Raw genomic sequence first — 25,938 nt, 5'->3', positions numbered from 1 at the left:
TTTATTAATACATAAAACGATTGTGAAAACGTAGACGATCAAAAGCTTGAATAGAATCCGTATCAACGCGTTTACCGATGCGGACCATTAAACAGTTGGCGGGATGTGAACAAATTTCAGGATCGTCTGTAGCCATCCATTGTAACCCGCCGGCATTCATCATCTTTTCCATTACTTTTCGGTATTCCCACACATTCAATCCTGTTTGTTTCAAATCCCAGTGCCAATAATATTCAGTCGTCAATATAATGTAATCTTCCATATAATCGTCCATCATAGAAACCTCTAGTAAGTTCTTTCCGACAGAACTCCCGCGGAAGGCTGGGACTACTTCAATTGCCCCAAGCTCAATTAAGTTTTCCATTTTTCCTTCTGACCATCGTTCAAGTGGATCAGGATACAAGTATGTAACATATCCAACAATTGTTTGGTCATGTCTAGCAATAATGAGACGAGCTTCTGGTAATTTAGAAATTTCGACAATTGCTTTATATTGTTGCTCGGCAGGACGAAACGCAATTAAGTCTGGATGGAATTCATACATTTCAAGATTATGTGTAGAGACAGGACCTTCAATAATTAAAGTGCCTTTCGCTGTTTTTAAGTTTCTAGCATTGTATATTTTTTTATGAATCAATGTATTGCTCACCACCTTGAGGGTTTGTGAATCTATTAATATCGTACTTTATAATATATGCGATGTGAATCGAATTTTGTCATTAAAAATTTGTCTAAAAATCAACAAATATACTGAAAATTTTAAATAATATCATTATAATAGATAATAGAATACATAGGAGGGGGATGTAAAGTATGAAAGTAGAAACGCTTCCTGTCATTAAAGGAGAAAATAATTTGCCGAATTATGATGAGGCATACGCGAATTTTAACTGGGAAGAGGTTAATAAAAACTTTACTTGGAATGAAACAGGCCGAGTAAATATGGCGTATGAGGCAATTGATAAGCATGCGAAATCCGATCGAAAGAATAAAGTAGCTCTTTATTATCAAGATGGATCGCGAAAAGAGAAATATACATTTAAGGAAATGAAGGATTTTTCTAATAAAGCAGGAAATGTCCTGAAAAATTATGGCGATGTAGAAAAAGGCGATCGCGTTTTTATTTTTATGCCACGTTCTCCAGAATTATATTTCGCACTTTTAGGTGCAGTGAAATTAGGAGCAATTGTTGGACCGTTATTTGAAGCATTTATGGAAGGTGCGGTTCGCGATCGTTTAGAAGATAGTGAAGCGAAGGTGTTAATTACAACGCCTGAGTTATTAGAGCGTGTACCATTAAATGATTTACCTGCTTTAAAAACAGTTTTTCTTGTTGGAGATAATGTAGAAGAAGGCGGTAAAACGGTAGCGTTCAATCCTTTATTTGAACAAGCTTCAAAAGAATTACATATTGAATGGTTAGGCCGTGAAGATGGTTTAATTCTTCACTATACGTCTGGTTCTACTGGTAAGCCAAAAGGTGTGCTTCATGCGCAAAATGCAATGGTTCAGCACTATCAAACGGCGAAATGGGTATTAGATTTAAAAGAAGATGACGTATATTGGTGCACAGCTGACCCGGGCTGGGTAACTGGAACTGCTTACGGTATTTTCGCACCGTGGTTAGTTGGAGCGTCAAATGTTATTTTAGGTGGGCGATTTAGTCCGGAAGCTTGGTATGAAGCACTGCAAGATTACGGTGTAACAGTTTGGTATAGTGCACCGACAGCGTTCCGTATGTTAATGGGAGCTGGACAAGACGCAATTAAAAAATATGACTTATCACAAGTTCGTCACGTATTAAGCGTTGGTGAGCCGTTAAATCCAGAAGTAATTCGCTGGGGTATGAATGCATTTGGACTTCGTATTCATGATACGTGGTGGATGACAGAAACAGGTGGACAAGTTATTTGTAACTACCCTTGTATGGAAATCCGTCCAGGTTCAATGGGTAAACCAATTCCAGGTGTAAAAGCAGCGATTGTTGATAATGAAGGAAATGAAGTGCCTCCATACACAATGGGTAACTTAGCAATTGCGAAAGGTTGGCCATCTATGATGCGTGCAATCTGGAATAACCAGCAAAAGTATGAATCTTATTTCATGCCGGGAGATTGGTACGTATCAGGTGACTCTGCCTATATGGATGAAGATGGATACTTCTGGTTCCAAGGACGTATTGACGATGTAATTATGACGTCAGGTGAGCGTGTTGGTCCGTTTGAAGTAGAAAGTAAATTAATCGAGCATGCTGCTGTTGCAGAAGCAGGTGTAATTGGTATTCCTGATCCAGTGCGTGGCGAAATTATTAAAGCATTTATCGCACTTCGAGCAGGATACGAACCATCTGATGAATTAAAAGAAGAAATTCGTCAATTTGTAAAGAAAGGCCTAGCAGCTCATGCAGCGCCACGACAAATTGAATTTAGAGATAAATTACCGAAAACGAGAAGTGGTAAAATTATGCGCCGCGTATTAAAAGCGTGGGAGCTGAATTTACCAACAGGTGACTTATCAACGATGGAAGATTAAGAGAGGAAGGTCTGAACGAAAAATGTTCAGGCCTTTTTTATGTTATCATTAACTTATATATATAAGTTAATGGGGGTAGTATGATGAAAACAGAAAAAGAAAAGATGATACTAGGAGAAATGTACATACCGGCTGATCCAGTTTTAGTACAAGAAAGAGAGCAAGCACGTATATTAACGAGAAAATTAAATGATACGCCAGAAGAGCAATTAAAAGAGCGTAGCGAAATCGTAAAAGAATTATTTGGAACGACTGGAGATAACATTCATCTTGAATCTTCTTTTAGATGTGATTACGGTTATAACATTCACGTTGGCGAAAATTTTTACGCGAACTTTGACTGTACCATTTTAGACGTATGCCCGGTGACAATCGGAGTGAATTGTATGTTAGCTCCAGGTGTTCACATTTATACAGCAACGCACCCACTCAATCCAATTGAGCGTATAAGCGGATCAGAATACGGAAAACCAGTTACAATTGGCGATAACGTATGGATTGGCGGGAGAGCGATTATTAATCCAGGTGTCACAATTGGAGACAATGCTGTTATCGCATCTGGCGCCGTCGTAACAAAAGATGTACCGGATAATGTAGTAGTTGGTGGGAATCCTGCAAAGATTATTAAAAAATAAAATAATATGTGAACGAAGTGCCTTCCTCGTCTGTATACATTTATGAAACAATAGATAAGGGAGGCTTTTTTATGTCTAATAAATTACTTCTTGTTTTTGCTTTACTTGGAATTATAGTCGTATTTTCTTGTGGTTTGCTATTACCGATGCCAATCGGATTTAAAGTTTCAATGATTACAGCTGGCGTTATGATGATTGTTATGTTTTCAATCATTATTCCGTTTGATAGAAAACATATAGTACGGAAAAAAGGATATAAAATTGATTTTACAAAAACAAAAGTGTACTTTCGCTGGAATGTATTTGATACGATTTCAGCTTGTCTGGCAGTGTATGCATGTATATGTGTGCAAGTATTAAATATTTTAGTTTCAACCGGACAGACAATTCAAAACCCGTATGTTCAATTTTTTACGAATCAATCGCAAGTATGGATTATTGTTGCTAGTTGCTATTTAATTTCCCGTATTTCATTAACGTTAAAAGGAATAAAGGAGATCAAAAATCATGGCGCAGATTGGGATTGAGGAGGAGCTCATGCTTGCGTATCAAAGTGGAGATAAACAAGCGGGAGAAAGACTATATATTTTAATCAAACCAGCGCTATACACATTTTTATATCGATTTAACCGAGATGAACAATTGAGTATCGACCTCGTGCAAGATACGTTTTTGACGCTAGAGCGTAAGAAACATATGTATGAACCTGAAAAGGGCAAAATAAAAACGTATTTATTTCAAATTGGTTATCGCCTTATGATTAATAAATTAAATAGGAGAAAAAAGTGGCGTACGCTTTTGCCATTTTTAGTGCCGATTCCGGAAAAAGAATTTTCTCACGAAGATCGGCTCACAGTAAGAGAAGCAATTTTGAAAGTTCCAGAAGAGCAAAGAGCGGTCCTAATCCTTTCTTATTATCATGATATGCAGCAAAAAGAAATTGCAGAAATATTAAACATTCCGATTGGAACAGTGAAATCGAGACTTCATAATGGAATAAAGAAATTGAAACAATTGCTGGAGGTGGACGAAATTGAGCGAAAATCCCTTTAAGAGTGAATATAAGTTAAAGCAACATTTAGATAGTGATCATGTAGAAATACCAGACTTTCCAAAAACGGTAAGTCGATTCGATCGATTAATCGGGTTTCTTGGTTCCCCGGCGAAAGATCCTGTGGAGGCGACGATTGGGAATGATTTATCCATTGTTTTTCATACCTCACTATTAGTCGGTGTTCCAATTCTTTCTCTCATTACGATATTCTTTGCGACGTTATAAAGAATTGGCAAGGGGAGAAACCCGACCTCTATTTGACACGCCTATATAAATGATGGTATAAAGAAAAGTATATGAATAATTGAGCGTGGAAAGGGAGAAGTAGTGATCATTTCCCTGTTTTAGAGAGCTGATGGTCGGTGGAAATCAGCACATAGATGATCGCGAATTACGCCCCTAGAGCATCTTTTTTCGATTGAATTGTATTCAAAAGGGAAAAGACGGTGCTAAGCCGTTATGTAAATAAGGTGGTAGGCTTTTTTTGCCTGCAACTAGGGTGGTAACGCGATAATCAAAATCGTCCCTTATTTGAAGGGGCGATTTTTTTATGTTTTCAACCTTCACGCCAGTAATGAACTTAAAGGAGAGTATGTAGGATATGGGTATTTTACAAGATCTTGAATTTCGCGGTCTAATTAATCAGCAAACAGATGCTGAGGGCCTTGAGCAATTATTAGAAAAAGAAAGCGTTAAATTATACTGTGGTTTCGACCCGACAGCGGATAGCTTACACATCGGTCATATGTTACCAGTATTAATGTTACGTCGTTTCCAATTAGCTGGTCACCAACCAATCGCACTTGTTGGCGGTGGTACTGGTATGATCGGTGACCCAAGTGGTAAAAAAGCAGAGCGTACATTAAACACGAAAGATACAGTTGCTTACTACACAGAAAGCATTAAAAACCAACTTTCAAACTTCTTAGAGTTCGAAAACGTGGACAACCCAGCAACGATGGCTAATAACTATGATTGGCTTGGTAACTTAGATGTTATTTCATTCTTACGTGATATCGGTAAAAACTTCGGTTTAAACTATATGTTAGCAAAAGATACAGTAGCCTCTCGTTTAGATACTGGTATTTCATTCACTGAGTTTAGTTACATGATTTTACAATCATACGACTTCTTAAACTTATACCAAAACCATAATTGCCGCTTGCAAATCGGTGGTAGTGACCAATGGGGTAACATTACAGCTGGTCTGGAATTAATCCGTAAATCAGAAGAAGATGCGAAAGCATTCGGTTTAACAATTCCACTAGTTACGAAATCTGACGGTACGAAGTTTGGTAAAACAGAAGGCGGCGCAATTTGGTTAGACCCAGAGAAAACAACTCCTTACGAGTTCTACCAATTCTGGATTAACACAGATGACCGCGACGTTGTTAAATACTTAAAATACTTCACATTCTTATCTCATGAAGAAATTCTTGAGCTTGAAAAGCAAGTAGCTGAAGCACCAGAAAAACGTGCAGCACAAAAAGCATTAGGTTCTGAAATGACAAAACTTGTTCACGGCGAAGAAGCATTAGAGCAAGCGATTAAAATTTCAGCTGCACTATTCAGCGGTTCTGTAGCAGAACTAACTGCAAACGAAATCGAGCAAGGATTCAAAGACGTACCATCTGTAGAACGTACTGCAGAAGATACAGTATTAATCGACTTACTTGTAGAAAGCAAAATCTCTCCATCAAAACGTCAAGCACGTGAAGATGTAACGAACGGCGCAATCTACGTAAACGGTGAGCGTACACAAGCATTAGACTACGTTGTAACAGAAAACGACCGCATCGAAGGTAAATTCACAATCATTCGCCGCGGTAAGAAGAAATATTTCTTAATTCGTTACTAATAAATAAAAAGCTTTGAGGAAATTCCTCAAAGCTTTTTTGTTTTAATCTCCTTTTCGAGTTCATACGGAAATCACATGTAAGCGGTATGATAAACGTATAACAATTAGAAAGGAGTGGTAAAACGAAATGTCACTAGAAGCGTTGATTATTTTTTCTTTGCTAAATGCGGGTCAACTTGCAGAGAATTCGAAGGTTGATATACATAAAGAGCAGAAAGATGCTTATGTATATGTTCAAAAAGAGGAAAATAAATAACTTTATTTTATATATAAACTTCAAAAGCCAATCCATTGGATTGGCTTTTTGTCAGGTTGTTGGAAAAAGAGCGTACATTTTTCTCTTTTAAACATTAGCTAAAATTTGATCATAGCACGAAGTAATAAGTGCTTCCAGATCTTTTAAGTCATTAACGTTATCAATAAAAATTCTACTCACTCCCTGTGATTTTGGGGCTTGTTCAACCACAAAATTAGGGCATAGCTGTTTAGTAGCTTCTAAATCGAGTCTTACAACTAAGGATTTTGCATCGCCATCAAGGAAGAGACGTATAAACCATTTTGTAATTACACGATTCATGATACAAAAATAACTAATAGTATCTTTATATTTGAGGTTACTGATATCTCTTTGATTCTCAGTTAAAATCTCTTTAACAATGTTAAATGCGGTTAGTTCATTTTCTGTAGTGAAAACTCTATCTGCTTTGTCGTCTTTATTAATGTCTTCAATTATTTCGATAGAAGCAGCTGCAACTAGGCTTGTTTCTATTTTCTCCGATGTTTTTGTTTCTTTTGGTGTTAAACCATCACTGATTATTTCTAATAGTGTTCGATTAATTGCTTTTTTAACGATTGGTCGGAATCGCTCTAAAACGTTATTTGTAATTCTAGTTGAGCTAAAGTCTCTAATTAGAAAACGAAGGAAGTCATCTGAAGGATTTTTAAATAGTTCTTTAATTGTAGAGTTTAAATTGGTCATATAAATAAGCTCTTCAGCATATTTTACGATTTCTTCAGCTTCAAAATTCTCTTTTGTAAAAGTTTCAATCGTTTCAATATCTAAATTAGTTAAATTATCCATACTGAATGTGAAGAAAGGTTTTTCATCCATCACATTGTCATTTGTTAAATCAGTATAAAACTTGTATTCTATACCATTAGTTAGTACCCCTACTTTGACATCAGGTAAGGCATTGAAATATCTAGATAGTTGCGCATCGTGTTTAAGGAGATTTTCTGTTACAGATTTTGCCTCGATTAAAATAATTGGAACTCCATTTTTAAAAACCGCATAATCGACTTTTTCTCCCTTCTTAGTTCCGAAGTCTGCAACATACTCAGGTCTAACTTCTAAAGGATTAAAAACGTCATAACCTAGTTTTTGAAGAAAAGGAATAATTAATGATTGCTTGGTCATTTCTTCATTAGTTATGTACTCTGTTCGTTCTAAAATTTGGTTAGCTATTTTGTTTATGTCATTTCTGAATTCCATATCAATGTCTCCTCGTTATAAAGTTTAAAAATCTTTAATATTATTGTTATTCCGTGAAAATTCATAATATAACAGAGTTCTTTATGGAAACAGGGAGGTTATTCTTTTTGTTTTAGATGGGAGTATAGGGTATTGGGATTTTTATGTTATGTAGGATATAAAAAATAATGGGGGAATTGAAAAAAGCCAATCCACAGGATTGGCCTTTTGTCATTAACGAGAGTAGAACTCTACGATTAATGCTTCGTTGATTTCAGCTGGTAACTCAGCACGCTCAGCGTGACGAGTGTAAGTAGCTTCTAATTTGTCAGCATCGAAAGTTAAGTATTCTGGTACGAAGTTGTTAACTTCGATCGCTTCTTTAACAACAACAAGGCTGTTAGATTTTTCGCGAACGCTGATAGTTTGGTTAGGTTTTACACGGTAAGATGGGATATCTACGCGAGCGCCATCAACCATGATGTGACCGTGGTTTACTAATTGGCGAGCTGCACGACGAGTGCGAGCTAAGCCCATACGGTAAACTAAGTTGTCAAGACGAGCTTCAAGAAGGATCATGAAGTTTTCGCCGTGCTTACCAGGCATTTTACCTGCTTGGTCAAATGTGCGACGGAATTGACGCTCAGTCATGCCGTACATGTGACGAAGTTTTTGTTTCTCTTGTAATTGTAAACCGTATTCTGAAAGTTTCTTACGTTGGTTAGGACCGTGAGGACCTGGTGCGTAAGGGCGTTTTTCTAATTCTTTTCCTGTGCCGCTTAGAGAGATTCCAAGACGACGAGACAGTTTCCAAGCTGGACCTGTATAACGAGCCATAGTTGACTCCTCCTTTAAAAATGTTTTTATTTACGTAAAATAAAAACAGACGTAATCGATATTTACGGGCATTTTGTTTTCATGTACCTTCGCTCCAGCAGCAGGGAGTTACGAGATACACCTCCGTAGAGGAACAAAATACAAACGATAAACTCACATTACAAGGCTGCCTTTTTATTTTACACAAACGCTATTATATCTTTTACCCAGAGTTTCGTCAAGCGAGTACGTTTTTGTTTTATGCATATAAATTTTGGGAATTAATATAAGAAGGAATTTAAAACAATATAAAAGAAGAGATAGAAACACAAATAAAACGCTTACATAAAATGTGGTAAGAACGTTCATCAGTTTTTTACTGGTGAATATGCAGTAATAAAAACATAAAGGGGATGTTTTTATGAAAAAGAAGCATATGGAGACAGCGTTAATTCATCACGGTTATACACCTGAGGAACATAAAGGAAGTTTAACACCACCTTTATTTCAAACCTCTACGTTTACATTTGAGACTGCGCAGCAAGGAGAGGCGAGTTTTGCGGGAGTGGATCCATCTTATATTTACTCAAGGCTTGGAAATCCGACTGTGAAATTATTTGAAGAACGTATGGCGGTGTTAGAAGGAGGAGAAGAAGCACTTGCCTTCGGATCTGGTATGGCAGCTATTTCAGCAACTTTAATCGGTTTTTTAAAGGCTGGAGATCATATTATTTGTTCAAATGGATTATATGGGTGTACGTACGGTTTTTTAGAAGTGTTAGAAGAAAAATTTATGATTACGCATTCGTTTTGTGAGATGGAGACAGAGGTTGATATTGAAAATAAAATTCGTCCAAATACAAAGCTTATTTTCGTTGAAACACCGATTAATCCAACAATGAAATTAATCGATTTAAAACAAGTTATTCAGGTTGCGAAGCAAAATGATTTACTTGTCATTGTTGATAATACGTTTTGTTCACCTTATTTACAAAGACCGCTTGAGCTTGGCTGTGACGCTGTTGTGCATAGTGCGACAAAATATATTGGTGGTCATGGCGACGTTGTGGCGGGTGTAACGATTTGTAAAACGAAAGCGTTAGCTGAAAAAATTCGTCCGATGCGAAAAGATATCGGCGGCATTATGGCGCCGTTTGATGCGTGGTTATTATTACGCGGGTTAAAGACGTTAGCGGTAAGAATGGATCGTCATTGTGATAATGCAGAAAAAATTGTATCGTTCTTAAGAAAACATGATGCGGTAGAAAGTGTTTGGTATCCAGAAGGGGAGTTAGCATCTCGTCAAATGAAGCGCGGGGGCGGTGTTATTTCTTTTTCAGTAAAAGGCGGAAAAGAAGAGACGCAAGCATTTATTAATGACCTCCACTTTATTACAATTGCGGTGAGTTTAGGAGATACAGAAACGTTAATTCAGCATCCAGCAACGATGACGCACGCTGCGATTCCGGCTGAACTAAGAAAAGAAATGGGCATTTTCGATAATTTAATACGCTTATCAGTTGGTTTAGAATCGTGGGAGGATATCGTTTCTGATTTAGAGCAGGCATTAAAGAAAATATCTACTGTTAATCAATAAAAAAAGAGTGAGCTATCGGTTTTGTACAGGACGTACTAAATCGATAACTCACTCTTTTCTTTTTACATATGTTTTAGGAGTGTTTCCACAAACTTTTCTAAATAGCGCTGATCTACTTCATCAAAACGATTCTTTTCAGGACTATCAATGTCAAGTACACCAATGACAGCTCCTTCTTTCACAATCGGTACAACGATTTCTGAATTAGAAGCACTATCGCAAGCGATGTGACCTGGGAATTGGTGAACGTCCGCTACAAGCTGCGTTGTTTTCGTTTCAGCTGCTACGCCGCAAACGCCTCGTCCAAATGGAATGCGTACGCAAGCAGGCATTCCTTGGAACGGTCCAAGGACAAGCTGATTTCCTTCTGTTACGTAAAAGCCAACCCAATTAACGCGATCTAAAAATTGGTTTAATAATGCGGACGCATTTGATAAGTTTGCGACTACGTTTGATTCGCCAGTTAATAACGCATCCAGTTGTTTAATTACTGTCTCATATTGCTGCACGCGAGATCCTGCATAACTTTCTTTAGTAAACATGGAAACAGCTCCTTTTTTATCGAGATGTGTAAAATATTAGCAAAATACGATGTATTTCACATGACTTTGTCGATAGAAAATTAAAGGAATTTGTCTTAAAAGTCAAGAAATTTAAACTATAGCTGTTCATTGAGAGGAAGTGAGCGCATGAAGCAGACGAAACAAAAAGTAATTGATGCGGCAATATCGTTGTTTAATACGAAAGGTTATGATGGAACGTCGGTGCGAGACATTGCAAAGCGAGCGGATGTGAATGTAGCGAATATTTCATATTATTTTGCTGGGAAGCAAGGTTTATTAGAACAGCTTATTACTGATTTTTTAGAAGGGTATATTCATGTGATTGAAATTTCGTTTGAACAGAGAGAGTATTTGTCGGCTAAAGATGTGATGGTGCAAATGGTGCGTGGGATGTTACGATATCAATTTGAAAATAGAGAACTAACACGTTTCTTCTACCGAGAGCTTTCGCTTGATACGACATTAATTCGTGAAGTGATGACCGTTTATTTTTCTAAAGAAAGATATTATATAGAGCAAATTATTAGACAAGGACAAATGAAACAAGAATTTCAGAAAGTATCATTTACAATGTTTATGACGCAATTAAAAGGCATGATAAATATGCCGTTTTTATATCCACAATATATATCAGAAGTACTGCATTCTTTCCCGTCTGAGACATTTTTTATAGAAATATACACGAAAGAGATTGAGCAATGGATGGAACAAGCATTATGTAAAGCAAATATGTACCATGAATGGCCAAGAGCTGTTCATATGTGAAGAATCCCCACCTAACGAACTGAGGTGGGGATTTTTATGTTTACTTTTCTTTGCCATAAATTGTTACATAATAGCGCGATAATTGTTAATGCAGCTCCAGCGATTTCGATTTTATCGACTGTATAACCTCGAAAGATAGAACCGATCAGTGCAAGGATAGGGACTAAATTCATAAATAATATGCCGTTAATAGATGAAATATAGCGATTTCCCATATTCCAGCAAAATACAGCGATAACTCCTGCGATAATCGACATATAAAGGAGCTCAAAACGAACGCTCACAACTGTACGCAGTGACGGCATAGTAACTATATTTGTGTACGTTAAGAAAGTAACAATAACGATGAGTGAAATTGAGCCAAATAAACAAGTTAATGTCGTATATCGAAGTGGTGACCAAGATTGAAAACGAGCACCCCCGTTTGTATAAATGACCCAGCAAGTAACGCCGCATAGCATCAATATGTTTGTCGATAAGTGGCTTGCAGCTCCAAATAATAAGTGAATATTTCCTTTTGAAATGACAAGCATAACACCGAGTAATGCAACGAACATACAAAGAAATGTGTAGTTTTGAGGGCGACGATTTTTCGTTATCCATTGCAGTGATAAGGCAATCAGTGGCATAAGGGATTGAATCATAGCTGCATGAATTGCTCCGGAAGGTCCAGCAAGCTGTTGTCCGTAGAAAACGAGAAAACCATATCCTGCGAAACCGACTGTCCCGTAAAAGAACAGAGAAAGTGTTCTTTTTTCTAAGCGGAGTGAAGTCTTCCCTTCAGTAATTAATAGCAAAATAAGAAAAATAATAGCTGCTGATCCATAGCGAATCGTTGTGAAGAAGAACGGATCGATAAATTGCAGGGCATTTGCCATTACAGGAAACATAAATCCCCAGGCAGTGACGGCGAGTAAGCATAGAAAGGATCCGATTAGCATTTGTTTTTTGTTCAAGAGTATCTTTCCCCTTTACATTTCGTTATAGTAAGTTGATGAAATAAGTATAAAGAGTAATTGTTTATAGGAGGAAATATCGATTTCTTATAACGGTTATAACTTTTTGTTAGAGGTGTGTACGATGGATTTGGAGGCAGTACGATCGTTTATCGAAGTGAAGCATACGCGAAGTTTATCAAAGGCAAGTAAGATTTTACATATATCTCAACCAGCGCTTAGTAAACAAATTCAAAAGTTAGAAGCGGATTTAGAGGTTACTTTACTTAAGCGTTCTGCGCAAGGAGTGGAGTTAACGGAGGCAGGAGAGTTATTTATAAAAAGAATGGTACCGATTTTGGAACAAATAAATGAAGCAAAAACAGAAATGAGGGGGTATCAAGAGAACCGAAAGTTTTCAATTGGTATACTACCGAGTTTAGCGGAGCATTACATATTAGAATGTAAAGATGTGTTAGGTGATGAGTTCGAAGTAGAGTGGCAAATCGGACATACGGAAGTATTAAGAGATTTATTTAAAGCGCGGGAGATTGAAGCGATGTTCATCGATTCAGTAGTAGAAGGTGCTACGTATATAAAAGAAGTGCAACAAGAGAAAATTGTTTGTGTCATTTCAAATAATCATCCGTATAAAGAGAAGAAAGTCATTCAAATAGAAGAGCTGCAAAATGAAAAATTAATTGTATATCCAGAAATATGCGATGTAAGGAAAATGATTATGAACATGTTTCATGAGATAGGTGTAAAACCAACTATAGCTGTGGAAACATCTTACGCAGAACCGATGCTTGCAATGGTAAAAGCTGGCCTTGGCATCACTTTACTTCCAGAAAGGGCAGTAGAGCAGTCTGTAAGGCAGGGAAATGTACATGGAATTTCTGTTGAACCACCACTCATGCGGAAAATTTATTTCGTATCTCATACGAAAGATTGTTTGTTATTACAATCATTTGAGGATAGGTAGTGAGGTAGGCGGAATATTGAGAAAGATTACAATCGCATTGAAAGAAACATGAAATTTTAAAAAAAACTAGGTCAAAAACAAGCCATTACATGGTATGATTAGTACATTGTTAGTTGTTAAATATAGGGGAATTCCCTTTTTATACATAATGCCTTCCATTTCATAAACGGAACGGACAAAAAAAGAGATATAACTAGGAGGCTTTTTTGCATGGATTCTATCCTGACGATCGTTATCATTGTAGTAAGCTCTATTCTAGTGCTGCTCATGATAGAGCTTGTGATAAGAAATCGTTCATATAAAGATATTGAAGCACTAGAGCAGTGGAAACAAGAGATAAAAGATAAACCTGTGGCAGATGAACTAAAACGGGTAAAAGATTTAAACATGACGGGTCAAACAGAAGAACTGTTTGGTAAATGGCGTGAAGAATGGGATGAAATTGTATCAACAACCCTTCCGAAAGCTGACAAAGATTTAGCGCAAGCGCGAAAATTCGCCTCGCAATTCTCCTTCCGAAAAGCAAAGCATGCGATGAACGAATCCATAAGTGGTTTAGATGACGCTGATAATCGTATTACAGGTGTTTTAAATGAATTACAGCAATTGTTAGAAAGCCATGAGAAAAATAGCTCGGAAATTGAAGGGTTACGTGATACATATCGTAGTATGAAAAAGAGTGTTCTTGCTCATAGACATATGTATGGAGCAGCAGAGCAGAAAATCGAAGAGATGCTAGATGCTGAATCTAATAAATTTAAAAGCTTTGAAGAAGCAACAGATAATGGTGACTACTTAAAAGCGAGAGAAATTGTTATTAGTTTAGAAGAAGGTTTAGCAAGTTTAGAAATCATTATTCACCAAATTCCAGATTTATTAGTAGAGTGTCAAGCGACGCTACCAGTTCAACTGGAAGATTTATTACACGGACATAATGATATGGTAAGACAAGGTTATGTATTAGAGTATTTGGAAATCCCTAAAGAAGTTCGCGATATGACGACACAACTAAACACATGTTTAATGGATATACAGGAGCTTCATATAACAGAAGCGGCTGAAAAAGTGGAAGACTTAAAAACTCGTTTAGATGGTTTCTATGATCAACTTGAGCAAGAGGTGCATGCGAGACATTATGTGGAGCAAAAAACACTTTCTGTTTATGAAGACTTAGAAGAAATACGTATCGAAACGATTGAAACGAAAACAGAAACACAACTTGTGAAACAAAGCTATCAATTGCAAGATAAGGATATTGAATCTCAAAAAGTAATTGAAAAGCAAATGCACATTTTAACGAAACGTTTTGAAATGCTACAATTACGCGTTGCTGAACAAGATATTGCCTTCTCTATTATTCGTGAGGAACTAGAAGAGGTTTATGAGCAATGTGAAACGTTAAAAGTACTTCATGCAGAATATAAAGAAATGCTGCAAACGATGCGTAAAGAAGAATTTGAAGCGCGTGAGAAGTTACAAGAAATGCGAAATACTATTTTCGAAACGAAACGCTTTATGCAAAAGTCGAATTTGCCAGGTCTTCCAGAGAGTATTATGGAAGATTTAAAAAGAGGGCAAATGGCAATGCAAGCTGTATATGAACAATTAGAAGTGAAGCCGTTAAATATGAACGCTGTAAATAGCAGTTTAGAAGAAGCATACACAACTGTGAACGGTGTAGCTGAAATGACAGAAGAGTTAATTGGACAAGCGTATTTAGTTGAAAAATTAATTCAATACGGTAACCGTTACCGCAGTCATGATGAAAGCCTTGCAGAAAGCTTAAATTATGCGGAGAAATTATTCCGTGAATATCAATACGATGCAGCTTTAGAACAAGCCGCTTCTGTACTAGAGCAACTTGAACCTGGTGTTGTTCAAAAAATAGCTGAATATGTAGACAATGAACAAACCCTTTCATAAAAGGGTTTGTTTTTTTGTGTAATTTTGCAGGCGATGTTGCTATAATGAATAGCGGAATACAGTAAGGTTATTCGTTTCAAAATAAAGTGAAACTGTAATCAGTGTGGGGATCTCACTAATTATTATTCTTCACTAATCGGGATAAAACGGAACCTTTGCGTAGTCTTAGCGTAATGACACGTATTTATGATATGATTATATGATGTGATAGCGCTGAAAGGGGAAGAACGATGATCTATTTTGATAATAGTGCGACGACGAAGCCATATCCAGAAGCTCTTCAATCGTACGTGACGGTTGCTGGGAAATATTTTGGTAATCCTTCTTCTATTCATTCGCTTGGAGGAGAGGCAGAGCGTCTATTAACACAATCAAGAACGATTGCAGCGCAGCTTCTTCACGTTAAACCTTCTGAAATTATTTTCACATCAGGTGGAACGGAAGGGAACAACCTTGCGATTAAAGGGATAGCAATGAGGAATCGTTCGCGCGGCAAACATATCATTACAACAAATATTGAACACGCGTCTGTGTTTGAGGCATATAAGCAATTAGAAGAACTCGGATTTGATGTAACATATTTACCGGTTAACGAGCATGGTGTTGTATCGGTAGAGGATGTAAAACGAGCACTTCGTGAAGATACGATTCTTGTATCAATTATTCATGTGAACAACGAAACTGGAGCAATTCAGCCCGTTGCTGAAATTGGAACGTTATTATCGAATCATCCGAAAATAAGATTCCATGTAGATCATGTACAAGGGATAGGAAAAGTACCGCTTGATTTATATGCTTCTCATATTGATCTTTGCTCAATATCTGGACATAAATTCCACAGTGTAAAAGGAACGGGTCTTCTTTATATACGTGATGGCGTAAGATTAGATCCGATTTTATCAGGTGGTCAACAAGAGTTTAAGTATCGCTCTGGTACAGAGAATTTACCTGGCATTGTAGCAATGGTGAAAGCACTTCGCATGACAATGGAACAAGTGAAAGAAAAGGTAGCTCATTTGCAAAGTTTACAAGCAGAGCTTGTCAGCTTCTTTAAAGAGATGGAAGATGTGACGATTAATACATCGCTTGCATATGCAGCACCGCACATTTTAAATGTATCATTTGTTGGTTTAAAACCAGAAGTAGTCGTTCATGCTTTAGAAGAGCACGGTGTATATGTATCGACGAAGTCTGCCTGTTCTTCAAAAGCAAATGAAGTGAGCAGAGTGTTAGTGTCAATGGGAGTGCCGCATGCAGCAGCTGCAAGCGCTATTCGTATTAGTTTGGCACCAGACAACACGATGGAAGAAGTAAAACAATTTGAAGGTATTGTAAAAGAGACGATGCCAAAATTATATGAAGTGATGAGGTAAAGAAATATGATGACATATGAATATATTTTAGTGCGTTACGGAGAAATGACGACAAAAGGTAAAAACCGTTCTAAATTTGTAAGCACATTAAAAGATAACGTGAAGTTCAAACTGAAAAAGTTTCCAAATATTAAAATTGATGCAACGCATGACCGTATGTACATCCAGTTAAATGGTGAAGATCATGAAGCAATCTCTGAAAGATTGAAAGGCGTATTTGGTATTCATAAGTTTAACTTAGCGATGAAAGTACCATCAGAATTAGAAGATATTAAAAAAGGTGCATTAGCAGCTTTCTTACAAGTAAAAGATGATGTGAAAACATTTAAAATTACAGTGCACCGTTCTGATAAGCGATTCCCAATGAAGACGATGGAGTTACTTCCAGAAATCGGTGGGCACATTTTAGAAAATACAGAGGATATCACAGTAGACGTCCATAATCCAGATGTGAATGTACGTGTAGAAATTCGCAGTGGTTACAGCTATATTATGTGTGGTGAGCATATGGGAGCTGGCGGTTTACCAGTTGGTGTTGGCGGAAAAGTAATGGTACTTCTTTCTGGTGGTATAGATAGCCCAGTAGCAGCGTACTTAACGATGAAACGCGGCGTATCTGTGGAAGCAGTTCACTTCCATAGCCCACCTTTCACAAGTGAGCGTGCAAAACAAAAAGTAATCGATTTAGCACAAGAGTTAACGAAATACTGTAAACGTGTAACGCTTCACCTTGTTCCGTTTACAGAAGTGCAAAAAACGATTAATAAAGAAATCCCATCTAGCTATTCAATGACGGTTATGCGCCGTATGATGATGCGTATTACAGAGCAGATTGCTGAGGAGCGTAACGCACTTGCAATCACAACTGGTGAAAGTCTTGGACAAGTAGCAAGCCAAACATTAGATAGCATGCATACGATTAACGAAGTAACAAACTACCCAGTTATTCGTCCGCTTATTACGATGGATAAATTAGAAATTATTAAAATTGCTGAAGAAATCGGCACGTATGATATTTCAATTCGTCCATACGAAGATTGCTGTACAGTATTCACACCAGCTAGTCCAGCGACGAAGCCGAAGCGTGAAAAAGCAAATCGATTTGAAGCGAAATACGATTTCACACCATTAATCGAAGAAGCTGTAGCGAACAAAGAAACAATGGTATTACAAACGGTTGAAGTAGTGGCGGAAGAAGAAAAATTCGAAGAACTTTTCTAAAACCATAAATTACCATATCTAAAACATGTATGAAGTCATGTTGTTTATCACACTCTATACTCACAAGGAGGTGATACAACATGGCAAGCACAAATAAATTAGCAGTGTCTGGTGCTCAAGCAGCATTAGATCAAATGAAGTACGAAATCGCTCAAGAGTTTGGTGTTCAACTTGGAGCTGATGCAACATCTCGCGCTAACGGTTCTGTTGGTGGCGAAATTACAAAACGTCTAGTTTCACTAGCTGAGCAACAATTAGGCGGTTTCCAAAAATAATCCCATATACGATGGCTTAGAAAGAGCGGGTTTTCCCGCTCTTTCTTTTTGTTGTTCATATTAGTATAAATTCATTTCGACAAAAGCATAAAAAAATTGTCAAAAGAAGAGGGTTCAAAATTTACTGAAAATTCTTTATTATATAAGGGAGGCATAAAGAAAAAGGAGGATGTTTATGAAGAGAGAGGAATTGTTGGCACCACCATCTTATAATTTAGTTTCAGAAATAGAGAAATATACAGACGATAAAGAGAAGCTTGCTTTAATTTGGCAAGATGATAAAGGGAATAGACGAGAAGTTACATATTTTGAATTAATGCAAGGTGCAAATAAAATTGGAAACGCTTTTATAAAAAGTGGCTTACAAAAAGGGGACAAGCTCCTTATTATGATGCCACGTTTAATTGAAGCTTACATGACGTATATCGCTGCGATTAAAGCAGGATTTGTCGTAATTCCAAGTTCGGAAATGTTGCGTAAAAAAGATATCGAATATCGAATTGGACATGGAGAAGTAAAAGCGATAGTAAGCTATGAGCCGTACATTGGACAGTTTGATGATATAGAAGCAATGGAATCTCTTCAAAAATTCGTCCTGAGCGAGCAGTCAGTAGACGGATGGATCAATTTAAAGACAGCATTAGAAACAGAAAGTGACATGTTAGAAATGGCGAAAACAGATAAAGAAGATATGGTCTTTTTATCTTACACGTCAGGGACGACAGGAAACCCGAAAGGTGTCGTTCATACGCACGCGTGGGCATACGCTCATTTACGTACAAGCGCCCCAAATTGGCTCGGAATTGAAGAGAATGATGTTGTATGGGCAACGGCTAGTCCAGGGTGGCAAAAGTGGATTTGGAGCCCGTTTTTAGCAACTCTCGGTTCAGGGGCAACAGGATTTGTATACAACGGTAAGTTTGAACCGAAAACGTATTTAAATTTATTAGGCGATAATAAGGTGAATGTGCTTTGTTGTACACCGACTGAGTATAGATTAATGGCAAAGGTAGAAGATTTAAGCGAGTACAATTTAGAGGCGTTACATAGCGCTGTATCCGCAGGTGAGCCGTTAAATAGAGAAGTCATTGGAACATTCCAAAAGCACTTTGATATTACAGTAAGAGACGGCTATGGGCAAACGGAAAATACACTACTTGTTGGTGTAATGAAAGGGATGGATATTAGACCAGGATCAATGGGGAAACCAACGCCAGGTAACCATGTCGATATCGTAAATGAGGAAGGTATTCCAGTTAAAGTAGGTGAAGTTGGTGATATTGCAGTTCACATTGAAACGCCGGCCCTCTTTAAACAATATTATAAAGACGATGAGCGTACAGCGATGCAATTCCGCGGTGATTATTACATTACAGGTGATAAAGCGAAGAAAGATGAAGACGGCTACTTCTGGTTTGAAGGACGTGGTGATGATATCATTATTAGCTCTGGTTATACAATCGGGCCGTTTGAAGTAGAGGATGCGCTTGTAAAACATCCTTATGTAAGAGAATGTGCGGTTGTCGCAAGTCCTGATGAAATTCGCGGAAGTGTCGTGAAGGCATTTATCGTATTAAGAGAGAATATAGAAAAGAACGAAGAAACTTTAATTCCAACACTCCAACAACACGTCAAAGAACTCACTGCACCATATAAATACCCTCGCAAAATTGAATTTGTAGATGAACTACCAAAAACGATTTCTGGAAAAATTCGCCGTATTGAACTTAGAAAACAAGAGATGGAGATTCCGTCAAAATAATTTTGAAAACAGTGAAGTAAATAGTTGAATGAAATGCAAAACAATGATAATATAAAAACGAACACAAGTTCGATTTTATAAACTTAAAAAAGAGGTGTCCGTATGATTTTAGGTATTAATCCGTACTTAGTTTTAGATGGTAGTGGGCAAGAAGCTGTACAGTTTTATACAGAGGCTTTAGATGCAAAAGTAGAAGTCATGCAAACTTTTGGTGACATGCCTGAAAATCCAGAATACCCGATTCCAGTTGAAGCGAAAGAGCGCGTTTTACATGCTACTTTAAAAGTTGGTAATACGGAACTTATGATTTCTGATACATTCCCAGGTCAAGGGCATGCAATCGGATCTCAAGTAACAATCGCAATTCAAATTAGTAATGCAGAAAAAGCAAAAGAAGTATTCGATAAGTTACAAGAAGGTGGAGAGGTTATCATGCCACTTCAAGAGACATTCTGGAGCCCAGCATACGGACAAGTAAAAGATAAATTTAATATTGAATGGCAAATTACAACGAACCCTACTGAACAAAATTAATTTTTGGAAAAGCACCATGTTTTGAAATGGTGCTTTTTTCTATACAATAAAGTAGAGGAGATGAAATATATGGGAGAAATTTGGTACGGCGGCACTATTTACACGATGAAGGAAGAAACTGAAACAGCGGATGCGATTTACGTTGAAAACGGCATAATCGTTGATATTGGGAGTAAAGAAGAGCTAGAAGCCCAATATTCGGTGGGGAAATTGTATGATTTAGAAGGCAAAACAATGATCCCAGGTCTCGTTGATAGTCATATGCATCTTATTGGTCATGGAGAGAGGTTACTCCGTCTAGATTTATCAAATTTTACATCTTACAAAGAAGTGCTTACTCTTGTCCAGAAGCGAGTGGAAGAAGCTCCAAAGGGATCTTGGATTATTGGAGAAGGATGGAATGAAAATAACTTTACAGATACGAAAAATGTTCATGCGCGTGATTTAGATGAAATTTCGAAGGAACATCCCATTTTATTAAAGCGAGTTTGTCGTCACGTTACATGGGTGAATTCATACATACTGCAAGAAGCGAACATAACAGAAGCGATGCAAAATCCAAAAGGCGGGAAAATCGGCAGGGATTCATCAAATAAGTTAACAGGACTTTTATATGAACAAGGACAAGAATTAATTAAACATGTTCAGCCTGAAATTGATGAAGCGTATTTACAAAGAGCTTTGCAAACAGCGATTAAAGATTGTTGGCAATACGGCCTCATTGGCGGGCATACGGAAGATTTAAATTACTATGGTGGTTTTAGAAAAACGCATAATGCGTTTTCTCATGTTATAAAAGAAATGCCATTTAAAGCCCATTTGCTCGTTCATCATGAAGTAGCACATGAACGAAAAGAATATGAAAATGAACATTATATTGAATTTGGGGCAATGAAAATCTTTTCTGACGGCTCTTTTGGCGGAAGAACAGCATTATTAAGTGAACCGTATGAAGATGCGAAGGAAACGAATGGGGTTGCAATTTTCTCACGTGAAGAACTTGCAGAATTAGTGAAGAAAGCACGAGACTTACATATGCCAGTTGCGATTCATACTATCGGTGACTTATCGCTTGAATATGTCATTGATGCACTCGAATTATATCCACCAGCAGAAGGGTTACGTGACCGCATTATTCATTGTCAGCTTGCTCGTGAAGAGTTGATTGAAAGAATGAAAAACTTGCAAGCCATTATTGATATACAGCCAGTCTTTCTTTCATCAGATTTTCCGTCAGTCATTGAAAAACTGGGAGAACACCGTCTTCGTTATGCGTATGCTTGGAAGACATTGCTGGAAGCAGGACTACATTGTAATGGTGGCTCAGATGCTCCTATTGAACAAGTAAATCCATTTTTAGGCATATATAGCGCTGTTACACGTAGAAGTTTTATTGACGGTGTATGCTATATGCCTGAGGAAAGATTAACGGTATATGAGGCTGTTTCTCTATTTACAACAGGAAGTGCCTATGCAATCGGAAAAGAAGAGAAGCGAGGGCAAATTACAAAAGGATATGAAGCAGACTTTACAATATTAGACCGCAATATTTTTGAAATTGAGGCAGAAGAAATAAAAGAAGTACAAGCAGAAATGACCGTAATAGATGGGCAGGTTGTCTATAGAAAAGGTATGTGAAAATATATGAGCAATTATTGAAATATATCGACTTACTGACAAAAATAGCAACTAATAGTTAGAGAGATAAATAACCGCAGAATTATGGGATCCCATAATTCTGCGGTTATTTTAATCCTATAAAAACGTTCTCTGTACTTTTTCCCAGAAAGAATTGTTTTTTAATTTAACTGTTTTAATTTGTTTATCGCTTAAGCGTACAACAGCTTTTTCAACTTGTTTAATGCTAAGCGCTTCGTTATCCATGCCGATAACAGGATAATCGTTACCGTCTGGTCTTAGTTTTAAAGTTAATGTACGCTTATGATTTAAAATGAACGGTGAACCGAGCGTACGGTAAGTGTTGTTGTTTAAAGATGCTAGTTCGCTTACTTGGAAACATGGAATAAGTGGGTCAACAACTGCACCATGCAATGATTTATTGTAAGCTGTACTTCCTGTTGGGGTAGAAACAACTAAACCGTCCCCTCTAAATGTTTCGAAGTATAAATCATCAACGTGAACATCTACAACGAATGTTTTAATAATGCTAGAACGTAATGAGAACTCATTTAAACAATAGAAAGATGTACCATGATCTACATCTACCTGAATTGTTGGATATTTGCGCACTTCAATTTCATTTTTTGTAATTTCTTGAAGGGCTGTATCGATGTGATCAATGTGGAAATCGCAGTAGAACGAAATTTCATCTTTCGTAGAAATCCCTGCGTATAAGCAATCTTCTCTAAAATCAGTTTTACGAACGGCTTGTAAGAAGGTTGCATCATCTCCAACACTGACGATAGCGTTTGCATTTTTTGGATGATCTAATATGGTAAATCCATTCTCTTCTAAAATACGATAGATTGGTTTCATTTTTTCAACGAGCGTTGCTTTGTCATCACCATAAAAGAAAAATAAATTGCGACGATCTGCCATTATGTATCCCTCCACTGCAGTTAAATTTTCTGTTTTTCGTGCTACATATCATTAGAGTCCGTTCTCTGATGATATGTTCAAATAATATATTTCGATACAAATTGTCAAAATACCTTTTTATTTTTAGAAAAATTTTTATATTCAATCTTATGAAACTCTGTTTAATGATGAATAAACTTGTCGATAATGGGTACGGAGTGAAAGGATGATACGTATGAAGTGGCTCATAATTGGAATAATAATTCTTCTCCTTTTTATTTTGCTTATACTATTGTCGAAAATATCGCTTAAGGTGACATTTTTATATTCAGAAATGGAAAAGCAATGTTTATTTCAAGTGAAAATATGGATGATTCGATATACATTTGACGTGTTGGAAAGAATTGAAAAACAGCAGAAAAAGACAGGACAAAAAATCGAAAAAGCTGAAAAGGACGGCGGACTAGATAATAAAATTATGGCGCAACTTGACAGCATAGGTGAACTGATAAAAAAGCTGCAAGACGTTCATACTATCGTTAAAGATTTTCTCAAACGAGTGAAAATCAATGGTTGGAGATGGCATACACAAATTGGAGCAGGCGACGCAGCTAGTACTGGAATTGTCACTGGATATGCATGGGGGACAAAAGGAATGGCTGCTGGAGTTGTCGGACAATATATGCATATTGTTGACGTACCAGAATTTGAAATTACACCTGTTTTTCAAGGGAAGGGATTTGCATCGAGATGTGAGTTAACAGCATCTTTTCGTATATTCCGTACTGTAAAAACAGCGGTGAAATTACTCATATTTATGAGGCAGCAAAGATCTGGCATGGAAAAAAACTCTGTTCAAGCATAGGGGGGATATAGAATGGACCATCCAATTCAAGGTTTAATGACAACCGCAATGCAGCATTTAAAACAAATGACTGATGTAAATACAATTGTTGGTGACCCAATTAAAGCGGCAGATGGAAGTGTAATTCTTACAGTTTCGAAAGTAAGTTTCGGATTTGCTGCTGGTGGAAGTGAATTTGGTAGAGTAGAACATTCAGGCCGTCATCCATTTGGCGGAGGAAGTGGAGGAGGAGTTTCTATTAATCCTGTTGCCTTTCTTGTTATAAATGGAGATGGTGTGAAAGTATTGCACTTAGATAAACAAACACACGTCATCGATAAAATAATTGAATTAGCGCCACAAGCTGTTGATAAAGTGAAAGAAATGATGGATAAACGAAAAGAAGATGATCCTGAATTTCAAATTTAACGAATAAAGAAGCTAATCAATAGGTTAGCTTCTTTTATTTTTTTGTAAATAAAGCGATTTTATTTGCATTATCGATAGGGACAAACTATCATTTACATTGTACATATTTTGTTTAAATAAGGGAGGATTTTCAAGTGGCAAACGTAACTTTTAAAGGTAATCCAATGACTTTAGTTGGAACAGAAGTTAAAGTTGGCGATCAAGCGCCAAACTTCCAAGTATTAGCAAACGACTTATCTCCAGTAAGTTTAGAAACATACAAAGGCGAAGTAAAATTAATTAGTGTTGTACCTTCAATCGACACAGGTGTGTGTGATGCACAAACACGTCGTTTTAACCAAGATGCAGCAGGTATTGAAAACGCGAAAGTATTAACAATTAGCGCTGATTTACCATTCGCTCAAAAACGCTGGTGTGCAGCAAACGGTTTAGAAAATGTTGTAACACTTTCTGACCACCGTGACCTTTCATTCGGTGAAGCTTACGGCTTAGTAATGAAAGAACTTCGTTTACTTGCTCGTGCAGTATTCGTAGTAGATAGCAATGACAAAGTAGTTTACGTAGAATACGTAGGCGAAGGTACAAGCCATCCAAACTATGAAGCAGCATTAGAAGCAGCTAAATCTGCAAAGTAATGTGAAGGAAATGACCTCTTATAAAGAGGTCGTTTTTTCTCATATATCGCTGCGTAACGGTGCCGATATATGAGAAAAAACGTTATATCATATATAACTTGAGAGGGAGCTCTTTACAGGAGGTCGCTTTTTCTTTTTGGAAAAAATCACTTTGTGGTATGATATAAGTTATGTGTAAAAGAGAGAAGGAGGAATGTACGTGAGTCAGACAGTGGAAACATTATTTTCTATTTTTGATTCTTCTGCGGTAGTTTTACGTAAAGAATTAGATGTGACATATTTAGAGGCGCTTGTAGAAACAGGTGATAACTTGTTTGAGGGAGCGATTTTACAAGAGGAATTATCCGAATCAGCAATTGAAAGGCTGAATCGTGAATATAGTACGTTTAATGAAGAAACATATAAAGGTGAAGAAATTCGTAAAGCATTTCAGTTAGCCATCTTAAAAGGAATGAAAGAAGGCGTACAAGCGAATCATGAAATGACGCCTGATGCAGTTGGAATGTTCATGAGTTACTTATTCCATAAATTTATGCAAGGTCAAAACGAAATTACAGTTTTAGATCCTGCAATTGGAACAGGAAATTTAATGACTACAGTGTTTAATAGCGCCAAAGAAGGACTAACAATGAGTGGATTTGGTGTAGAAGTGGATGAAGTGCTAATTAAACTTGCTTTAGTAAATGCAAATTTACAAAAGCATGCAATCGAATTCTTCCATCAAGATGGACTAGCACCACTTTATATCGATCCAGTTGATGCAGTCGTTTCAGACTTACCGATTGGTTACTATCCAAACGAAATCGGTGCAAGTGAATATAAATTAAAAGCAGATGAAGGAATGTCGTATGCCCATCACTTATTTATTGAACAAAGTGTGAAACATACGAAAGAGGGCGGGTACTTATTCTTCTTAGTACCAAACTTTATTTTTGAAAGTGACCAGGCACCAAAATTACATGCATTTATTAAAGAAACATGCTTTATTCAAGGGTTATTACAGCTTCCTGTTTCCATGTTTAAAAACGAGAAAAATGCAAAAAGTATATTTGTTCTCCAAAAGAAAGGCTCTAATGTAACAATGCCAAAACAGGCGTTATTAGTGGAGTTGCCTAAATTCTCTAACATGAAGGCGATGGAGAATATTATGGATCAATTAAATACTTGGTTTGCAACACATAAATAAAGTTGGG

General features: G+C 37.0%; 27 protein-coding genes and 1 other annotated feature. Of the genes, 21 read left to right on the top strand and 6 right to left on the bottom strand.

What is annotated here, in order from left to right:
* Positions 1 to 4 precede the first annotated feature (4 nt).
* Positions 5 to 637: an acetoin utilization protein acetyltransferase AcuA gene (gene acuA / locus MR170_RS04025; protein ID WP_000581388.1), complete on the bottom strand. Its 633-nt coding sequence runs from the start codon at positions 635 to 637 to the stop codon at positions 5 to 7.
* A gap of 176 nt (positions 638 to 813) precedes the next feature.
* On the opposite strand from acuA, the gene acsA reads away from it, so the two are divergent.
* The 7 genes from acsA (at position 814) to MR170_RS03990 (ending at position 6,335) form a co-directional block, all read left to right on the top strand.
* Entirely contained in the window at positions 814 to 2,532 is a 1,719-nt protein-coding gene (gene acsA, locus MR170_RS04020; RefSeq protein WP_000862047.1) for an acetate--CoA ligase, read from the top strand.
* 80 nt (positions 2,533 to 2,612) lie between these two features.
* Positions 2,613 to 3,167, top strand: coding sequence for a maltose acetyltransferase domain-containing protein (locus tag MR170_RS04015; RefSeq protein ID WP_276575547.1), 555 nt, complete (start codon positions 2,613 to 2,615; stop codon positions 3,165 to 3,167).
* 71 nt (positions 3,168 to 3,238) lie between these two features.
* On the top strand, positions 3,239 to 3,694 hold the full coding sequence (locus MR170_RS04010; RefSeq protein ID WP_242307294.1) for a hypothetical protein: 456 nt from the start codon (positions 3,239 to 3,241) through the stop codon (positions 3,692 to 3,694).
* The gene (locus MR170_RS04005; protein ID WP_043935393.1) at positions 3,675 to 4,220 is read left to right on the top strand and encodes an RNA polymerase sigma factor; all 546 of its coding nucleotides are present in this window, start codon (positions 3,675 to 3,677) and stop codon (positions 4,218 to 4,220) included. Before MR170_RS04010 ends, MR170_RS04005 begins: the two co-directional genes overlap by 20 nt.
* Positions 4,201 to 4,446 carry a hypothetical protein gene (locus MR170_RS04000; RefSeq protein ID WP_242307293.1) on the top strand — a complete coding sequence of 82 codons (246 nt, stop codon included), beginning with the start codon at positions 4,201 to 4,203 and terminating at the stop codon, positions 4,444 to 4,446. The genes MR170_RS04005 and MR170_RS04000 overlap by 20 nt, the downstream gene beginning before the upstream one ends.
* Before the next feature lie 77 nt (positions 4,447 to 4,523).
* Positions 4,524 to 4,752, top strand: a binding site (T-box leader).
* Positions 4,753 to 4,822: 70 nt separating this feature from the next.
* Positions 4,823 to 6,079: a tyrosine--tRNA ligase gene (tyrS, locus tag MR170_RS03995; RefSeq protein WP_000512074.1), complete on the top strand. Its 1,257-nt coding sequence runs from the start codon at positions 4,823 to 4,825 to the stop codon at positions 6,077 to 6,079.
* A 127-nt stretch (positions 6,080 to 6,206) separates the two neighbouring features.
* Positions 6,207 to 6,335: a hypothetical protein gene (locus MR170_RS03990; protein ID WP_000050940.1), complete on the top strand. Its 129-nt coding sequence runs from the start codon at positions 6,207 to 6,209 to the stop codon at positions 6,333 to 6,335.
* Positions 6,336 to 6,422: 87 nt separating this feature from the next.
* On the opposite strand, the gene MR170_RS03985 is transcribed toward MR170_RS03990, so the two are convergent.
* Complete coding sequence (locus MR170_RS03985; protein ID WP_242307291.1) at positions 6,423 to 7,571, bottom strand: type I restriction endonuclease; 1,149 nt, start codon at positions 7,569 to 7,571, stop codon at positions 6,423 to 6,425.
* Between the two features lie 213 nt (positions 7,572 to 7,784).
* Positions 7,785 to 8,387 carry a 30S ribosomal protein S4 gene (gene rpsD, locus MR170_RS03980; protein ID WP_000135320.1) on the bottom strand — a complete coding sequence of 201 codons (603 nt, stop codon included), beginning with the start codon at positions 8,385 to 8,387 and terminating at the stop codon, positions 7,785 to 7,787.
* Positions 8,388 to 8,787: 400 nt separating this feature from the next.
* Between rpsD and megL the strand changes: the two genes are divergently transcribed.
* Positions 8,788 to 9,963, top strand: a complete 1,176-nt coding sequence (megL, locus tag MR170_RS03975; protein ID WP_242307289.1) for a methionine gamma-lyase — start codon at positions 8,788 to 8,790, stop codon at positions 9,961 to 9,963.
* A gap of 62 nt (positions 9,964 to 10,025) precedes the next feature.
* On the opposite strand, the gene MR170_RS03970 is transcribed toward megL, so the two are convergent.
* Positions 10,026 to 10,505, bottom strand: a complete 480-nt coding sequence (locus tag MR170_RS03970; RefSeq protein WP_000494340.1) for a GAF domain-containing protein — start codon at positions 10,503 to 10,505, stop codon at positions 10,026 to 10,028.
* A gap of 147 nt (positions 10,506 to 10,652) precedes the next feature.
* On the opposite strand from MR170_RS03970, the gene refZ reads away from it, so the two are divergent.
* Complete coding sequence (gene refZ / locus MR170_RS03965) at positions 10,653 to 11,291, top strand: forespore capture DNA-binding protein RefZ (protein ID WP_016080064.1); 639 nt, start codon at positions 10,653 to 10,655, stop codon at positions 11,289 to 11,291.
* A gap of 11 nt (positions 11,292 to 11,302) precedes the next feature.
* Here refZ and MR170_RS03960 read toward each other — a convergent pair whose 3' ends face one another.
* Entirely contained in the window at positions 11,303 to 12,247 is a 945-nt protein-coding gene (locus tag MR170_RS03960; RefSeq protein WP_029443416.1) for a DMT family transporter, read from the bottom strand.
* A gap of 124 nt (positions 12,248 to 12,371) precedes the next feature.
* Here MR170_RS03960 and MR170_RS03955 point away from each other — a divergent pair, with 124 nt between their 5' ends.
* The 8 genes from MR170_RS03955 to MR170_RS03920 all read left to right on the top strand — a co-directional run bounded on the left by MR170_RS03955 (position 12,372) and on the right by MR170_RS03920 (position 21,937).
* Entirely contained in the window at positions 12,372 to 13,211 is an 840-nt protein-coding gene (locus tag MR170_RS03955; protein WP_242307286.1) for a LysR family transcriptional regulator, read from the top strand.
* A 210-nt stretch (positions 13,212 to 13,421) separates the two neighbouring features.
* Positions 13,422 to 15,134, top strand: a complete 1,713-nt coding sequence (ezrA, locus tag MR170_RS03950) for a septation ring formation regulator EzrA (RefSeq protein WP_016080067.1) — start codon at positions 13,422 to 13,424, stop codon at positions 15,132 to 15,134.
* A 230-nt stretch (positions 15,135 to 15,364) separates the two neighbouring features.
* Positions 15,365 to 16,507, top strand: coding sequence for a cysteine desulfurase family protein (locus MR170_RS03945; protein WP_242307284.1), 1,143 nt, complete (start codon positions 15,365 to 15,367; stop codon positions 16,505 to 16,507).
* 6 nt (positions 16,508 to 16,513) lie between these two features.
* Entirely contained in the window at positions 16,514 to 17,728 is a 1,215-nt protein-coding gene (gene thiI / locus MR170_RS03940) for a tRNA uracil 4-sulfurtransferase ThiI (RefSeq protein ID WP_242307282.1), read from the top strand.
* Between the two features lie 80 nt (positions 17,729 to 17,808).
* The gene (locus MR170_RS03935) at positions 17,809 to 18,003 is read left to right on the top strand and encodes an alpha/beta-type small acid-soluble spore protein (protein ID WP_000168890.1); all 195 of its coding nucleotides are present in this window, start codon (positions 17,809 to 17,811) and stop codon (positions 18,001 to 18,003) included.
* Between the two features lie 175 nt (positions 18,004 to 18,178).
* Positions 18,179 to 19,765, top strand: coding sequence for an acyl-CoA synthetase MbcS (gene mbcS / locus MR170_RS03930; protein ID WP_098678530.1), 1,587 nt, complete (start codon positions 18,179 to 18,181; stop codon positions 19,763 to 19,765).
* Between the two features lie 102 nt (positions 19,766 to 19,867).
* Entirely contained in the window at positions 19,868 to 20,299 is a 432-nt protein-coding gene (locus tag MR170_RS03925; protein ID WP_242307280.1) for a VOC family protein, read from the top strand.
* A gap of 69 nt (positions 20,300 to 20,368) precedes the next feature.
* Complete coding sequence (locus MR170_RS03920) at positions 20,369 to 21,937, top strand: amidohydrolase (RefSeq protein ID WP_242307279.1); 1,569 nt, start codon at positions 20,369 to 20,371, stop codon at positions 21,935 to 21,937.
* Positions 21,938 to 22,054: 117 nt separating this feature from the next.
* Here MR170_RS03920 and MR170_RS03915 read toward each other — a convergent pair whose 3' ends face one another.
* Positions 22,055 to 22,858, bottom strand: a complete 804-nt coding sequence (locus MR170_RS03915; protein ID WP_242307278.1) for an NAD kinase — start codon at positions 22,856 to 22,858, stop codon at positions 22,055 to 22,057.
* A 205-nt stretch (positions 22,859 to 23,063) separates the two neighbouring features.
* Here MR170_RS03915 and MR170_RS03910 point away from each other — a divergent pair, with 205 nt between their 5' ends.
* From MR170_RS03910 to MR170_RS03895, 4 genes are all read left to right on the top strand, one after another.
* Positions 23,064 to 23,702 (top strand): DUF2953 domain-containing protein, encoded by a 639-nt coding sequence (locus MR170_RS03910; RefSeq protein ID WP_016080073.1) that lies wholly within the window; start codon positions 23,064 to 23,066, stop codon positions 23,700 to 23,702.
* A 12-nt stretch (positions 23,703 to 23,714) separates the two neighbouring features.
* A complete protein-coding gene (ytfJ, locus tag MR170_RS03905) occupies positions 23,715 to 24,110 on the top strand; it encodes a GerW family sporulation protein (protein WP_000350007.1) in 396 nt (131 codons plus the stop codon).
* Between the two features lie 134 nt (positions 24,111 to 24,244).
* Positions 24,245 to 24,745: a thiol peroxidase gene (gene tpx, locus MR170_RS03900; protein ID WP_000024527.1), complete on the top strand. Its 501-nt coding sequence runs from the start codon at positions 24,245 to 24,247 to the stop codon at positions 24,743 to 24,745.
* A gap of 199 nt (positions 24,746 to 24,944) precedes the next feature.
* Positions 24,945 to 25,931 (top strand): class I SAM-dependent methyltransferase, encoded by a 987-nt coding sequence (locus tag MR170_RS03895; RefSeq protein ID WP_000084365.1) that lies wholly within the window; start codon positions 24,945 to 24,947, stop codon positions 25,929 to 25,931.
* The last annotated feature ends 7 nt before the right edge of the window (positions 25,932 to 25,938 follow it).

The sequence above is a fragment of the Bacillus cereus group sp. BfR-BA-01524 genome, from assembly GCF_022662595.1.
GTDB lineage: Bacteria > Bacillota > Bacilli > Bacillales > Bacillaceae_G > Bacillus_A > Bacillus_A thuringiensis_S.
The sequence above is the reverse complement of the archived record's forward strand: the minus strand, read 5'-3'. Positions and strand labels throughout refer to the sequence as shown.

Coding starts and splice junctions, on each gene's coding strand:
- MR170_RS03910 (WP_016080073.1), top strand. CDS start 23,064: ATGATACGTATGAAGTGGCTCATAATTGGAATAATAATTCTTCTCCTT.
- thiI (WP_242307282.1), top strand. CDS start 16,514: ATGATGACATATGAATATATTTTAGTGCGTTACGGAGAAATGACGACA.
- MR170_RS03990 (WP_000050940.1), top strand. CDS start 6,207: ATGTCACTAGAAGCGTTGATTATTTTTTCTTTGCTAAATGCGGGTCAA.
- refZ (WP_016080064.1), top strand. CDS start 10,653: ATGAAGCAGACGAAACAAAAAGTAATTGATGCGGCAATATCGTTGTTT.
- rpsD (WP_000135320.1), bottom strand. CDS start 8,387: ATGGCTCGTTATACAGGTCCAGCTTGGAAACTGTCTCGTCGTCTTGGA.
- mbcS (WP_098678530.1), top strand. CDS start 18,179: ATGAAGAGAGAGGAATTGTTGGCACCACCATCTTATAATTTAGTTTCA.
- MR170_RS03945 (WP_242307284.1), top strand. CDS start 15,365: ATGATCTATTTTGATAATAGTGCGACGACGAAGCCATATCCAGAAGCT.
- MR170_RS03970 (WP_000494340.1), bottom strand. CDS start 10,505: ATGTTTACTAAAGAAAGTTATGCAGGATCTCGCGTGCAGCAATATGAG.
- MR170_RS03920 (WP_242307279.1), top strand. CDS start 20,369: ATGGGAGAAATTTGGTACGGCGGCACTATTTACACGATGAAGGAAGAA.
- ytfJ (WP_000350007.1), top strand. CDS start 23,715: ATGGACCATCCAATTCAAGGTTTAATGACAACCGCAATGCAGCATTTA.
- MR170_RS04010 (WP_242307294.1), top strand. CDS start 3,239: ATGTCTAATAAATTACTTCTTGTTTTTGCTTTACTTGGAATTATAGTC.
- MR170_RS03915 (WP_242307278.1), bottom strand. CDS start 22,858: ATGGCAGATCGTCGCAATTTATTTTTCTTTTATGGTGATGACAAAGCA.
- MR170_RS03935 (WP_000168890.1), top strand. CDS start 17,809: ATGGCAAGCACAAATAAATTAGCAGTGTCTGGTGCTCAAGCAGCATTA.
- MR170_RS03985 (WP_242307291.1), bottom strand. CDS start 7,571: ATGGAATTCAGAAATGACATAAACAAAATAGCTAACCAAATTTTAGAA.
- MR170_RS04015 (WP_276575547.1), top strand. CDS start 2,613: ATGATGAAAACAGAAAAAGAAAAGATGATACTAGGAGAAATGTACATA.
- ezrA (WP_016080067.1), top strand. CDS start 13,422: ATGGATTCTATCCTGACGATCGTTATCATTGTAGTAAGCTCTATTCTA.
- MR170_RS04005 (WP_043935393.1), top strand. CDS start 3,675: ATGGCGCAGATTGGGATTGAGGAGGAGCTCATGCTTGCGTATCAAAGT.
- MR170_RS03955 (WP_242307286.1), top strand. CDS start 12,372: ATGGATTTGGAGGCAGTACGATCGTTTATCGAAGTGAAGCATACGCGA.
- acsA (WP_000862047.1), top strand. CDS start 814: ATGAAAGTAGAAACGCTTCCTGTCATTAAAGGAGAAAATAATTTGCCG.
- MR170_RS03925 (WP_242307280.1), top strand. CDS start 19,868: ATGATTTTAGGTATTAATCCGTACTTAGTTTTAGATGGTAGTGGGCAA.
- megL (WP_242307289.1), top strand. CDS start 8,788: ATGAAAAAGAAGCATATGGAGACAGCGTTAATTCATCACGGTTATACA.
- tyrS (WP_000512074.1), top strand. CDS start 4,823: ATGGGTATTTTACAAGATCTTGAATTTCGCGGTCTAATTAATCAGCAA.